The organism is Frigoribacterium sp. 2-23, assembly GCF_049601585.1.
Classification (GTDB): domain Bacteria; phylum Actinomycetota; class Actinomycetes; order Actinomycetales; family Microbacteriaceae; genus Frigoribacterium.
In genome coordinates this window covers 2,093,884-2,106,713 of sequence record NZ_CP187126.1, presented here as the reverse complement: position 1 = coordinate 2,106,713, position 12,830 = coordinate 2,093,884, and the positions used below count along the sequence as shown (strand labels likewise).

11 protein-coding genes are annotated in these 12,830 nt (G+C 72.0%); 10 read left to right on the top strand and 1 reads right to left on the bottom strand.

From position 1 onward, the window contains the following. Positions 1-9: 9 nt before the first annotated feature. Complete coding sequence (gene thiL / locus ACPEEZ_RS09895; protein ID WP_423918180.1) at positions 10-1,038, top strand: thiamine-phosphate kinase; 1,029 nt, start codon at positions 10-12, stop codon at positions 1,036-1,038. Between the two features lie 135 nt (positions 1,039-1,173). Here thiL and rsmD read toward each other — a convergent pair whose 3' ends face one another. Then, positions 1,174-1,740: a 16S rRNA (guanine(966)-N(2))-methyltransferase RsmD gene (gene rsmD, locus ACPEEZ_RS09890; RefSeq protein ID WP_423918178.1), complete on the bottom strand. Its 567-nt coding sequence runs from the start codon at positions 1,738-1,740 to the stop codon at positions 1,174-1,176. Positions 1,741-1,902: 162 nt separating this feature from the next. On the opposite strand from rsmD, the gene ACPEEZ_RS09885 reads away from it, so the two are divergent. The 9 genes from ACPEEZ_RS09885 (at position 1,903) to rnc (ending at position 12,828) form a co-directional block, all read left to right on the top strand. Next, on the top strand, positions 1,903-3,609 hold the full coding sequence (locus tag ACPEEZ_RS09885; RefSeq protein WP_423918175.1) for an acyl-CoA dehydrogenase family protein: 1,707 nt from the start codon (positions 1,903-1,905) through the stop codon (positions 3,607-3,609). A gap of 74 nt (positions 3,610-3,683) precedes the next feature. Beyond that, the gene (locus ACPEEZ_RS09880; protein WP_423918172.1) at positions 3,684-5,879 is read left to right on the top strand and encodes an ATP-dependent DNA helicase RecG; all 2,196 of its coding nucleotides are present in this window, start codon (positions 3,684-3,686) and stop codon (positions 5,877-5,879) included. 85 nt (positions 5,880-5,964) lie between these two features. Next, positions 5,965-6,447, top strand: a complete 483-nt coding sequence (gene coaD, locus ACPEEZ_RS09875; RefSeq protein ID WP_423918169.1) for a pantetheine-phosphate adenylyltransferase — start codon at positions 5,965-5,967, stop codon at positions 6,445-6,447. A 79-nt stretch (positions 6,448-6,526) separates the two neighbouring features. After that, on the top strand, positions 6,527-7,558 hold the full coding sequence (locus ACPEEZ_RS09870; RefSeq protein ID WP_423918166.1) for an AAA family ATPase: 1,032 nt from the start codon (positions 6,527-6,529) through the stop codon (positions 7,556-7,558). Between the two features lie 2 nt (positions 7,559-7,560). Next, positions 7,561-8,892 carry a DUF58 domain-containing protein gene (locus ACPEEZ_RS09865; RefSeq protein WP_423918163.1) on the top strand — a complete coding sequence of 444 codons (1,332 nt, stop codon included), beginning with the start codon at positions 7,561-7,563 and terminating at the stop codon, positions 8,890-8,892. Then, complete coding sequence (locus ACPEEZ_RS09860) at positions 8,885-11,203, top strand: transglutaminaseTgpA domain-containing protein (RefSeq protein ID WP_423918161.1); 2,319 nt, start codon at positions 8,885-8,887, stop codon at positions 11,201-11,203. Before ACPEEZ_RS09865 ends, ACPEEZ_RS09860 begins: the two co-directional genes overlap by 8 nt. Positions 11,204-11,214: 11 nt before the next feature. After that, positions 11,215-11,832 carry a YceD family protein gene (locus tag ACPEEZ_RS09855; RefSeq protein WP_423918158.1) on the top strand — a complete coding sequence of 206 codons (618 nt, stop codon included), beginning with the start codon at positions 11,215-11,217 and terminating at the stop codon, positions 11,830-11,832. A 26-nt stretch (positions 11,833-11,858) separates the two neighbouring features. Further along, complete coding sequence (rpmF, locus tag ACPEEZ_RS09850; protein WP_022905230.1) at positions 11,859-12,062, top strand: 50S ribosomal protein L32; 204 nt, start codon at positions 11,859-11,861, stop codon at positions 12,060-12,062. A gap of 34 nt (positions 12,063-12,096) precedes the next feature. After that, positions 12,097-12,828 carry a ribonuclease III gene (rnc, locus tag ACPEEZ_RS09845; protein ID WP_423918154.1) on the top strand — a complete coding sequence of 244 codons (732 nt, stop codon included), beginning with the start codon at positions 12,097-12,099 and terminating at the stop codon, positions 12,826-12,828. Positions 12,829-12,830 lie beyond the last annotated feature (2 nt).

Below are 12,830 nucleotides of genomic sequence, written 5' to 3'. Positions count from 1 at the left end.
TTTGTGACCATGGAACCTCCCTGGACGCCACCCGCCGACAGCTCGCCCGACGACACGCCCGACACCGTCGAGTCGATCGGCGAACTGGCCACGCTGGCGCGCATCCTGCCCCGTCTGCCGCGGGGCGCCTCCACTGTCCTCGGCCCGGGTGACGACGCGGCCGTGGTCGCGGCACCCGACGGTCGTTTCGTGGTCACGACCGATCTCATGGTGCACGGCCCCGACTTCCGGCGCGCGTGGTCGACGCCGCACGATCTCGGGTTCAAGGCCGCCGCCTCCAACCTGTCCGACGTCGCGGCCATGGGCGCGCGCCCGACGGCGCTCGTCGTGGCGCTGGCCGTCCCGGCCTCGACACCGGTCGACGAGCTCGAGCGGTTGGCCGAGGGGCTCCGCGACGCCTGCGCCGCGATGGCGCCGGGGTGCGGTGTCGTCGGAGGCGACCTCTCGGTGTCGCCGACCTTCACGATCGCGGTGACGGCGTTCGGCGATCTCGAGGGGCGGGCTCCCGTGCGCCGCGACGGCGCGCGACCCGGTGACGTCGTCGCCGTCTCCGGAGCACTCGGCCGGTCGGCCCGCGGGCTCGACCTGCTCTTCCGGCTCGGCGTCGACCACGACGGGAGCCCCGACCGGGCGCTCGCCCGCACCCTGCGCGAGCGCGACCCCGACGTGGGCTGGCACCTCGCGCCCCTGCCGCCGATCGCCGACGGCCCGCTCGCCGCCGAGCACGGGGCGACGTCGATGCTGGATCTCTCCGACGGACTCGCGCTCGATGCCGGCCGCGTCGCCCGGGCCAGCGAGGCCGTCCTCGATCTCGACCCGCGCCTCCTGGGCGACGATCCTCGTCTCGCCCTGGCCGGGGGAGAAGACCACTCGCTGCTGGCGACGTTCCCGGTCGACGCCGTGCTGCCCGGCGGATTCCGCCGGGTCGGCACGGTGCTCGACCCGGCAGGAGGCGCGCCCCGCGTCACCGTCGGAGGCTCGGACCTCGACGCCGGCGGCTGGGACCCGTACCGGCTCTGGTCGGGCCAGGCCGGCTAGGGCCGAGCCGGCGTCGGCGCTTTCGCGATGTGCGACCTTTTCGGCCGAGCGGGCACGTCTGAGCCGTCAGGACGGTCGCAATGTGCGAAACGGTCGCGAATTGCGAGAGGCCAGGGCTCCGGGACGGCGAGGCGGTCAGGCCGCCACGGCGAACCACACGGTCGTGTCGCCGTACTGCTTCTTCATGTCGAGGTGCAGGCCGTCGGGCCAGGCCGGCTCGCCGTCGCGCGAGGCCCGTTCGACCACGACGAGCGCCTGGTCGGCCAGCGACGGGACGAGCGCGGCGAGATCGGCAGCGAGTTCGGCGGTCGACACCTCGTAGGGCGGGTCGAAGAAGACGAGGTCCACGGGCATCGAGCTGCCCAGCAGGTACGAGCGCACGGGTTGCGACACGACGTCGATGCGCGGTGCGGCACCCTGGGGCGCGCGCGCGGTCACCGCGTCGGCGTTCTTGCGGCAGACCTTGGCGGCCGCGGGCGCCTTCTCGACGAGCACCACCGACGCCGCGCCTCGGGACGCCGCCTCGAGCCCGAGCCCCCCGGTGCCCGCGTAGAGGTCGAGCACGCGCCGCCCGCGGATCTCGTCGCGCGAGTCGAGCGACGAGAACAGCGCCTCGCGCACCCGGTCGCTGGTCGGGCGGGTTCCCGTCTTCGGTACCGCGAGGGTCAGGTTGTCGGCGAAGCCGGAGATGATGCGGGACACGCCCCCATCGTAGGAGGCGCGGCGTGCGTCACCGACGACGGCGCGGTCGAGCGCGCCCGTTCGCGCAACCCGACAACACTGTCGCGTTCCGGCGGGCTCCCGGTCGTAGGGGCCGCACAACCGAGTCGACACCGCCGCATCACCGAGGCAGCATCGTCGGCTATGACCAGCGTCGATCGAACCGTCCGTCCGTCGTTCACGAAATCCCTGTTCGCCGGCAGGATCGCGTCCGAGCTCGTGCTGCCCTACCCGTCGATGCCGGCCGACGAGCGTGCGCTGGTCGAGAGTGCCGCAGCCGGGGTGCGCGACGTGCTGTCGACGTACGACCCACTCAAGGCGGAGGCGGACGGCTGGGTCGGCGACGGGCTGATCCGCGACCTGGGCGACCGCGGTCTGACCGGTCTCTTCATCGCCGAGGAATACGGCGGTCTCGGTCTCAGCCAGAGCGGCTACTGCCGGGTGATGGAGGAGTTCGGCCGCGTCGACGGCACGCTCGCCGTCGTGATGGGCGTGCACCAGTCGATCGGCACGAAACCGATCCACCTCTACGGCACCGACGACCAGAAGGCCCGCTGGCTGCCCGATCTGGCGAGCGGCCGCAAACTGGCCGCGTTCGTCCTCACCGAGCCGAACGTCGGCAGCGACGCCTACAACCTCGAGACGTGGGCCGAGCGGCAGGCGGACGGCAGCTGGCTGCTGAACGGCGAGAAGCGCTGGATCGGCAACGGCGACAAGGACGTGCTCACCGTCTTCGCCCGCAGCGACCTCGGTCATGTCGCGCTCGTGGTCGAGAAGGGCATGGCGGGGCTGTCGACCGGGCCGCGCTTCGACACCATGGGGCTACGGGCCAACCACCTGCAGCGCGTGCGGTTCACCGACGTGCGCGTGCCGGCCGAGAACCTGTTGGGCGAGCCCGGCGACGGGTTCCGCATCGCGATGAACACGTTGAACAACGGCCGCATGTCGATGGGCACGGCGATCTCGGGCGGCATGAAGCGGTTCCTGGAGCTCTCGCTCGAGCACACCGAGTCGCGGCAGCAGTTCGGCCGCCCGTTGGCCGACTTCGAGATGGTCTCCGACAAGCTCGCCTGGATGACGCGGGCGATCTACGGTCTCGAGTCGATGTCGTACCTGACGACGGGGTTCGTCGACCGCGGTGACACCGACTTCGCCCTCGAGTCGGCGATGACGAAGGTGGTCGCGAGCGACACCGGCTGGTTCGCGCTCAACCGGGCGTTCCAGGTCCACGGCGGCGCCGCCTACATGAGCGACCACCCGCTGTCCAAGGCGCTGCGCGACTTCCGGATCTTCCCGATCTTCGAGGGCGCCAACGACGTCATGCGCGCGTTCGTCGCGCTGAACGGACTCAAGTCGCTCAGCGAGGAGCTGCCCGACGTCTCGTCGCTCAGCATCGGCGAGCCGGGCAAGGCCCTCGGGGTGCTCGCGCCGTACGTCGCGGGCCGGGTCCAGCGTCGTATCAAACCCGAGCGCCCCGTCGGGGTGCACCCGGCACTCGCCGGTCAGGCCGCCGAGGTGGGGGAGCAGGTCGGGCGCCTCCGCGAGCGGGCCGAGGGCGCACTCCGGCGCCACGGCAAGAAGGTGCAGGAGAAACAGCTCGTGCAGAAGCGGCTCGCGGACGCGGCGTCCGGCATCTACGCCCAGATGGCCGTGCTGTCGCGCGCGACGACGGCCCTGCAGGAGGCGCGGGCCGACTCCGACGACGAACGTCACGTGGCCATCGGCTTCTGCAAGCAGACCGCGCGCGAGGTCGGCCGGAGTCTCCGCGCCCTCGAGGTGAACGACGACGGGCACATGGCCGATCTCGCGGCGTCGACCCGCGCCTCCGGTGGGTACGGCTTCTCGCTCTGAGCGGGCAGGCGGGCGGGCCCGCGCGAGGGGGCGACCGAGCGCCCGGTGTCGGAGGTGCGCTGTAGCGTGGTCGCGTGCAAGGTTCCCCGCTCGACGCGTCGCTCTCGGGCGCGCTCGGCGGTCGCACGGCCCAGGCGTTGCAGCGCGGCTTCGGGTTCCGCACCGTCGGCGATCTGCTGACGCACTACCCCCGCCGCTACGCCCGACGGGGTGAGCTGACGGCGCTCGACCAGCTGCCGCTCGACGAGAACGTCACCATCGTCGCCGAGGTGCTCGACGTGCGCGAGCGCACGATGAGGGCGCGGCGCGGCTCGATCCTCGAGGTGCGCATCGGCGACGGCCAGGGCATCCTCACGCTCACGTTCTTCAACCAGGCCTGGCGCGCCAAAGACCTGACGCCGGGGGTCCGCGGCATCTTCGCCGGCAAGGTGGGCGACTACCGCGGCATGCGACAGCTCGCGCACCCCGACTACGAACTGTTCGCCCGCGACGACGAGAAGGTCGCCGCCGTCGGCGACGCATCGGCCCAGGCGTTCGCCAAGCAGCCGATCCCCATCTACCCGGCCACCGCCTCCTTGGCGTCCTGGCAGGTACAGAAGTCGATCGAGATCGTGCTCGACACGCTCCCGCCGCTCGACGACCCCGTGCCCGACGGTGTGCGGGCCGAGCTCGACCTCGTGCCGCTGCGTCGGGCGTTCGAGCTCGTGCACCGGCCCGAGAAAGACCGCGACTGGCACGTCGCCCGCGATGCACTGAAGTTCGACGAGGCGTTCGTGCTGCAGAGTGCGCTCTTGCAGCAGCGCGCCGTGGTCCGCGCGACGAGCGCGCGGTCGCGGACGCCGGCCGCGGGTGGGCTGCTCGACGACTTCGACCGCGCGCTGCCGTTCGACCTGACGGCCGACCAGCGCGTGGTCGGCGACGAGATCGCGCGCGACCTCGCGGCGACCGTGCCGATGAACCGTCTCGTGCAGGGCGAGGTCGGCTCGGGCAAGACGCTGGTGGCCCTCCGGGCGATGCTCGCGGTCGCCGAGAGCGGTGGGCAGTCCGCGCTGCTGGCACCGACCGAGGTATTGGCCTCCCAGCACCTCCGCTCGATCGTTGCCTCGCTCGGGCCCGACCTCGCCGCCCGGCTCCGGCCGACGCTGCTCACCGGCCAGATGTCGACGGCCGAGCGCCGCAAGGCCCTGCTGTCGGTGGTCAGCGGGCAGGCGCACATCGTCGTCGGCACCCACGCCCTGATGGCCGACGCGGTCGAGTTCTACGATCTCGGCCTCGTCGTCGTCGACGAGCAGCACCGGTTCGGCGTGGAACAGCGCGAGGCCCTGCGGCAGAAGGGCACGACCCCGCCGCACGTCCTGGTGCTCACCGCGACCCCGATCCCGCGCACGGTGGCCATGACGGTCTTCGGCGATCTCGACGTGTCGACCATCACGCAGCTGCCCGCCGGCCGTCAGCCCATCGAGTCGTTCGTCGTCGCGCTCGCCGACCATCCGAGTTGGATCGGCCGGGTCTGGGAGCGCTCGGCCGAAGAGATCGCGAAGGGCCGCCAGGTCTTCGTGGTCTGCCCGGCCATCGACGCGGCGACCATCGAGGCGGGCGAGCCGGAGGCGGAGGCCCCCGGGGCGGCCAGCGCGTCCGCACCCGCCGCGCCGCCCGTCCGTGCCAGCGTCGAGGGCGTCATGGCGGCTCTCGGCGAGACGCCGGCGCTCTCGGGCCGGCGCATCGAGGCGCTCCACGGGCGCATGCCGTCCGAGGAGAAGGACGCCATCATGCGTCGCTTCGCGGCGGGCGACATCGACGTGCTCGTCGCCACCACCGTGATCGAGGTCGGCGTCGACGTGCCGAACGCCTCGACGATGGTCGTGCTCGACGCCGACCGCTTCGGCGTCTCCCAGCTGCACCAGTTGCGGGGCCGCGTCGGCCGCGGCGGCCACCCGGGGCTGTGCCTGCTCGTGACGCACGCGGCAGCCGACACGACGGCGCGAGAGCGCGTCGACGCCGTCGCCGCGACACTCGACGGCTTCGAGCTGGCGCAGGTCGACCTCGAACTGCGTCGCGAGGGCGACGTCCTCGGCAGCCTGCAGTCGGGCGGCCGGTCGTCCCTCCGCCTCCTGCGGGTCGCGACCGACGGCGACGTCATCGGCCTCGCCCGGGAGCACGCCGCCGAGGTGGTCGACGCCGACCCCGCTCTCGCCGATCACCCGGCCCTGGCCGCCGCCATCGCCCGGCGGCTCGACGACGACGACCGCGAATACCTCGCCAAGAACTGAGCATCTCCTGTGCGCCTCATGGGCGACATCTGTTCGTGGACGTCCCGTCCGCTTGGGCGTCATCTGCACCGGCTATGGTGTCCGGATGAGCAGGATCGCCGTCGTTCCCGGGTCGTTCGATCCCGTCACTCTGGGGCACATCGATGTCATCGAACGAGCCTCACACGTGTTCGACGAGGTGCACGTGCTCGTCGTGCACAACCCCGACAAGACCGCGTTCCTGCCCTTGGTGCAGCGTGTGGCCCTGCTCGAGGCGTCCATCCGCGACGCCGGGCTGCCGGCTCGCGTGAGCGTGCACAGTTGGTCGGTGGGCCTGCTCGTCGACTACTGCACCGACGTGGGGGCGACGGCTCTGGTCAAGGGCATCCGCTCGCAGGTCGACGTGGCGTACGAGACGCCGATGGCGATCATGAACCGCAGTCTCGCGGGCGTCGAGACCGTCTTCCTGCTGCCCGACCCCGCCCACGCGCACGTCTCGAGCTCGCTCGTCCGTCAGGTCGCGGGGCTCGGTGGCGATGTCAGCCCCTACGTTCCGGCCGCCGTCTCCGAATACCTCGAACACGGGTGACCGACAGCGCAGAGATGTCGATCCTCCGAACCGCCGTCGGCCGCGAATGCCGAGGGCGCCCCCGACCGCAGGAGTCCCGATGACCACCACCAGCCCGACCGACGATCGCCCTCGCGCACGCGATCGGGACGGGGCCGACGACGCGGTCATGCCCCTGGCCGACGTGCAGGCCGCGGCTCGCCGCATCCTCGAGGCGATCGCCACGGTCATCGACGGTAAGGACGGTGCGATCAGCACGGCACTCACGGTGTTGCTGGCCGAGGGACACCTCCTGATCGAGGACGTGCCCGGCGTCGGCAAGACGCAGTTGGCCCGGGCCCTCGCGAAGAGCGTCGACGCCTCGGTCAGCCGCATCCAGTTCACGCCCGACCTGCTGCCGAGCGACATCACGGGTGTCTCGATCTTCGACCGTGAGCGCTCCGGATTCGAGTTCAAACCGGGCCCCGTGTTCGCCAACGTCGTGATCGGCGACGAGATCAACCGCGCCTCGCCGAAGACGCAGTCCGCTTTGCTCGAGAGCCTCGAGGAGCGTCAGGTGACCGTCGACGGCGTCACCCACCCGCTGCCCGATCCGTTCCTCGTCGTGGCGACGCAGAACCCCGTCGAGATGGAGGGCACGTACGCCCTGCCCGAGGCCCAACGCGACCGGTTCATGGCGCGCATCTCGATCGGCTACCCCGATTCGGCGAGCGAGCTGCGCATGCTGCGCCAGCGCGAGCGGACCAGCCCGCTCGACGCGTTGCAGCCGCTCGTCTCGCTCGACGAGCTCCGCCGCATGATCGCGACCGTCCGCGCGATCTATACGGCCGAGGCCGTCGAGCAGTACGCCGTCGACATCGTGCAGGCGACCCGGGTACACCCCGACGTGCGGCTCGGTGCGAGCCCCCGCGCCACCCTGCAGCTGATGCGCGCCGCGAAGTCCTGGGCGGCGCTGAACGGGCGTCGCTTCGTCGTCCCCGACGACGTCGATGCCATGAGCGGCGCGGTGCTGGGCCACCGCCTCATCCTCGCCGGTCGTGCCGGTGCCGGCGCGGTGTCGGCCGCGTACGACATCGTCTCCGACGTCGTCGCCGCCACGCAGGTCCCGCTCGACGCCTCCGTCTCGCGCTGACCATGGCCGCGACGTCACCGGCGGGCGACAGGGCCGGGCTGCGCCGGGTCGGCCTGCAGCGCGGCGGGGTGCCCCGGCCGACGGGTCGCGGCTTCGGCGTGCTCGCGGGCGGCGTGGTCCTCGTCGGCGTGGGCTGGCTGCTGTCGTCGGGCCCGCTCGTCTTCGCCGGCCTCACCCTCGTCGTCCTGATCGTCGCCGTCGTCGTGTCGCTGCTCTTCCGCCGAGCCGACGTGACCGTGACCCGACGGTTCAGCCCGACCCGCGGGGTCGCCGGTCGTTCGGTCGTCGAGACCATGGGCGTGTCGCCCCGCCGTCGCGAGGGCGGGACAGTCGCCCTCCGCGACGAGGTGCCCTGGAGGCGCACGACCCTCTCCGAGGCCGTGGCCGTCACGCTCGAGCCGGGTCGCGCCTCCTCGGCGGCCGTCCGTCATCTCGACCTGCCGCGCGGTCGGCACCGCGTCGGCCCCCTGCATCTGGAGCTGATCGAGTCGTACGGCGTCGCCCGTCGCCGGGTGCTCGCGCCCGGCACCGTCGAGTTCGTCGTGCTGCCGGAGGCCCTCGACCTGGGGCTCGCCCGCGAGTCGCGGTCGCTCGGCGACGGCGCTCGGCGACAGCGCGAGCACAGCCTCGCCGGGGGAGAAGACGACCCGATCGCCCGCGAGTACCGGCGCGGAGACCCGATGCGTCGGGTGCACTGGAAGGCCACCGCGCGCCACGGCGAGCTCATGGTGCGTCAGGAGGAGCAGCACGGCCTGCCCCGGGCGCGGGTCGTCCTCGGGACGGCATCCGAGGGCTGGTCCGACGTCCGACCCTCGTCCGGCACCCACGACCTGGCCAGCGACGCGTTCGAGTGGGCGGTGTCGGCCTGCGCGACGATCGGTGTCGAGTTCGGTCGAGCGGGGTCCCTCACCATCGTGTCGACGCCCGACGGCGATCTCCTCGCCCGGCACGACCCGGACGACACGTCCGGGTTCCTCGACGCGCTCGCCGACATCGAGCTCGACGGCCCCGCTCCCGAGCCCGCCCCCGCCCCGACTGCTCGCGAGCCCGTGGTGGCCGTCGTCTCGGGGCTGCAGGAGGCCGAGCTCGAGCACCTGGCGCGAGGGCGTGCTGTCGGCGCCACGGCCGTCGCGATCGTCGTGCACCCGTCGCTGGCCTTCACCGAGCGCCGTCGCGGCGCCGGAGCCGGAGCCGGGTCCGGCTCGTCCACGTCGCCGGTCGCCCCCGACCGGGTCGCGGCGACCCTGCGCGAGGCCGGCTGGCGCGTGGTCGAGGCGTCCTCGGGCGACGACCGTTCTCAGGTGATCGTCTCCAGCGGGGCGTTCGATGACTGATCGCGCGCAGCGACCGACCGCACGCCCGACGACCCCGTCGCGGGTCGCGACGGCGAGTCGGCGTCGGACGGGCTTCTTCGGCGAGCGGGGGACCGCGACCACGCGGTGGCAGACCACGCTGCTCGTCTGGGTGACGCTGATGCTGGGGTTCGCGAGCATGCACACGCTCTTCCAGGGAGTCGGGTGGTTCGTGGCGGGGGCGGCCGTGTCCGCCGTCGTCCTGGGCACCTCCCTCGTCGCCCGCTCCCTGCGTCTCTCGCCCTGGCTCGGCTGGGTGATCGGCACGCTGCTCGGCGGCGCCGTCTCGACCGGGCTCGTCTCGGGCGGCACCGCGTTGCTCGGGTTCATCCCGACCGGCGCGACCGTCGATCGGGTCGACGCCCTGACCGCCGATGCCAGCGCCACGATCGTCGGGGGATCGGCGCCCGTCGCCGTGGGTGACGGCATCTTCGCGCTCCTGGTCGTGGCCGTCTTCGTGGTCGCCGTCCTGGTCGACCTGCTCGGCTCGGTGGGCCAGATGCCGGGCCTCACGGGTGTCTTCCCCGCCGGCATGGTGCTGGTCCCCGCCTTCGTCCCCCTGGCCGAGACGAGTTGGCCCTGGGTGGTCGCCACCGTCGTGGCGTACCTCGCCCTGCTCATGGCGTCGACGGGGCGCCGGCCGAGCCGTGCCGGTCTCGTCGGCGCGGGCGCGTCCGTGATCGTGGCGGGCCTCCTCACGACCGTGATCCCGCTGACCGGGGTCTCGCCCCTGTCCGGCACGGCCACCGGCACCGGCCTCGCGACCGGGGTCAACCCCATCATCGATCTCGGCAACGATCTCCGACGCGGCGCACCCGTGACCGTCCTGACCTACAGGACGACCAACCCGGGCGGCACGTACCTCAAGCTCGTCGACCTCGTGGACTTCTCCGGTCAGAGCTGGAGACCCGCCGACGTCCAGCTCGATCCCACGCACCGCCTCGACGAGCTCCCGGCGGCACCCGGGATCGACGCGAACACCACCCGGCGGGACGTCGTGACCGATGTCTCGATCACCGCCCTGCGCAGCCCGTATCTGCCCCTGCCGGTGCCCGCGACCGCCGTCGCCGGCCTGGACGACCAGTGGAGCTACGTGGACGAGTCGGGCGTCACCGTCCGCAGCGACACGACGGGCACCCAGGGCCTCGAGTACGAGGTGCAGAGCCGCCCGGTCGACCCGAGCCCCGCCCAGGTGGTCGGTGTGCTCGGCGACGCGCCCGCCGACATGACCCCGTACCTGTCGGTCCGGGGAGTCCCCGCGAGCGTCACGGCGCTCGCCGCCCAGGTCACGGCCGACGCACCCAATCCCTTCGATGCCGCGGTCGAACTGCAGGACTACTTCCGTGACGGGGAGTTCACCTACTCCGAGGACACACCCGTCGAGCGGGGCTACGACGGCAGCGGTCTCGACATGATCCAGGAGTTCCTCCGCGTCAAGAGCGGCTACTGCGTCCACTTCGCGTCGGCCATGGCGGTGATGGCCCGCACACTCGGCATCCCGTCGCGGGTGGCCGTCGGCTTCCTGCCCGGTTCGAGCGTCGGCGTGGGCGACGACGTCGAGCACCGTGTCTCGAGCGACGACCTGCACACCTGGCCGGAACTGTACTTCCAGGGTCTCGGCTGGGTGCCCTTCGAGCCCACCGTCGGCCTCGGTGCCCCGCAGGCGTATCTGCAGCAGACCGGCGTCGAGCCGTCCGCCGCGCCGTCGGCGAGCGACGAGACCTCGCCGAGCGCTTCGGCGGCCCCCAGCGCGGCGCCGACGCCGACGGCCGCGACGCCCAGCGCGGGCGCGACCGACCCGACGGCGTCCGGTGCCGGGACGAGCGCCTCCGGATCGATCGGCACCGTCGCCGGCCTCCTCGCCCTGGCCCTCCTCGCGGCCCTCGTGGTCGTCCCGTCGAGCCTGCGAGCCGGGCGGCGGAGGCGCCGGCTCGGAGCCGGCCCGCCCGACGCTGCCCTGTCCGCCTGGCTCGAGGTGCTCGACACGGCGAGCGACCTGCGCCTGCACGTCGATCGCGGGGCGACGCCGACGGCGGCGGCCTCCACCCTCGACACCATGCTGTCGAGACACGAGGACACGCAGGAGGCGCGACGCGCGTTGGCCACGCTGCTCGACGATCTCGAGGCGGAGCGTTTCGGTGCCGTCCCGGCCGGCGACCGGGCCGCCGCCGCCGCCCTGGCCGTGATCCGCGGCCTCCGTCGGTCGGCCTCGAGTTCGGATCGCCTCGCGGCGTTCGTGCTCCCGCGGTCGCTGGTGTCGTCCACGGAGGCGCGACCCAGCCCGAGCGCGTAAACTCTCCGCTCGTGCCTCATTTCACCAAGACCCCTTACACCGTGGCGGTGCACGATCTGATGCACCGACCCGGCGAGATGCGCGAGCACGATCTCGAGACGGTCGTGCCCGAGCGGCTCGGCGAGGGCCCGATCTCGGTCCCGGCCGGGGCGACCATCGACATCGACCTGCGTCTGGAGGGCCTGCACGACGGCATCCTGGCGTCCGCGCACGTGTCCGGGCTGGCCATCGGAGAATGCAGTCGCTGCCTGAAACCCATCGAGCAGAGCGTCGAAGTCGATTTCGCGGAGCTTTTCGCGTACTCTGATGACGAAGCTTTTGACTACAAGGTTCAAGACGATCACGTGGATCTTGAACCCGTGGTCAGAGACGCAGTGGTTCTGTCACTGCCCTTCCAGCCGGTCTGTCGGCCGGATTGTCCAGGCCTCGACCCGGTGACGGGCGAGCGTGTGGAAGACATCCCCGACTACCAACCCCGTGAGAACATCGACCCGCGCTGGTCTGCGCTCGCCACCTTGACGGTGGACGAGAGCGGCGAGGCGGGGGCCGACGACGCGAGCGGGTCGGCTGAATCGGCATCCGCCGAGCCCGCGTCACACCAGACCGAAGACGAAGCAGGCGCCCGCTAGGGCGCCGATAGAGAGAAGAGACACTCATGGCCGTTCCTAAGAGGAAGCAGTCACGCGCCAACACGCACGCCCGCCGCTCGCAGTGGAAGGCCGCACCCGTGCAGCTCGTGAAGACCATCGAGAACGGCAAGGTCACGTACAGCCTCCCGCACCGCGCGAAGGTTGTCGAAGACAGCGCCGGCACGCCCCTGTACATGGAGTACAAGGGCCGCAAGGTCGCCGACGTCTGATCCGATCAGCACGCACTCGACGAGACTCGAATCTATGAAGTCTGTCAATCAGCCCGGTCCCGGAAGCGATTCCGACCGGGCTGATCTGCTTTCCCGTCTGCAGATCGCCGTCAGCCCCGAACTGCTCGAGCTCGCGCTCACCCACCGGTCGTACGCCTATGAACACGGCGGCATCGGCAACAACGAGCGCCTCGAGTTCTTGGGTGACTCGATCCTCGGCCAGGCGGTCACCGTCATGCTGTACAACGAGAATCCCGATCTCGACGAGGGCGACCTCGCCAAGCGTCGGGCGAGCCTCGTCAGCACCGTCGCCCTGGCCGAGGTGGCCCGTCACATCGGCCTCGGCGCGCACCTGCGTCTCGGGCGAGGCGAAGAGCTCACCGGCGGCCGCGACAAGCACTCGATCCTGGCCGACACCGTCGAGGCCGTCATCGGTGCGACCTATCTCGACGCCGGCCCCGACGCCGCGACCGGGCTCGTGCTGCGTCTGATCGCGCCATTGCTCGACAACCCCGATCGTTTCGGCGCGGCGATGGACCCGAAGACGAGCCTGCAAGAGCTCGCGGCGTCGCTCGGTCGAGGTCTCCCGTCGTACCGCGTCACCGACAGCGGCCCCGATCACGACAAGCGCTTCCACGCCACCGTGTTCCTCGGCGACGACCCGGCGGCGAACGGCACCGGCAGCAGCAAGAAGCAGGCCGAGATGGCTGCGGCACTCGAGGCCTGGTCGACGCTGTCGACGGCCACGACCGCCGACGCCTCGTAGTC

Bases quoted from the DNA above. Each gene is read 5' to 3' on its own strand.
- ACPEEZ_RS09870 (WP_423918166.1), top strand. From the start codon at position 6,527: ATGACCACCACCAGCCCGACCGACGATCGCCCTCGCGCACGCGATCGG.
- rnc (WP_423918154.1), top strand. From the start codon at position 12,097: ATGAAGTCTGTCAATCAGCCCGGTCCCGGAAGCGATTCCGACCGGGCT.
- ACPEEZ_RS09860 (WP_423918161.1), top strand. From the start codon at position 8,885: ATGACTGATCGCGCGCAGCGACCGACCGCACGCCCGACGACCCCGTCG.
- ACPEEZ_RS09885 (WP_423918175.1), top strand. From the start codon at position 1,903: ATGACCAGCGTCGATCGAACCGTCCGTCCGTCGTTCACGAAATCCCTG.
- rpmF (WP_022905230.1), top strand. From the start codon at position 11,859: ATGGCCGTTCCTAAGAGGAAGCAGTCACGCGCCAACACGCACGCCCGC.
- coaD (WP_423918169.1), top strand. From the start codon at position 5,965: ATGAGCAGGATCGCCGTCGTTCCCGGGTCGTTCGATCCCGTCACTCTG.
- thiL (WP_423918180.1), top strand. From the start codon at position 10: ATGGAACCTCCCTGGACGCCACCCGCCGACAGCTCGCCCGACGACACG.
- ACPEEZ_RS09865 (WP_423918163.1), top strand. From the start codon at position 7,561: ATGGCCGCGACGTCACCGGCGGGCGACAGGGCCGGGCTGCGCCGGGTC.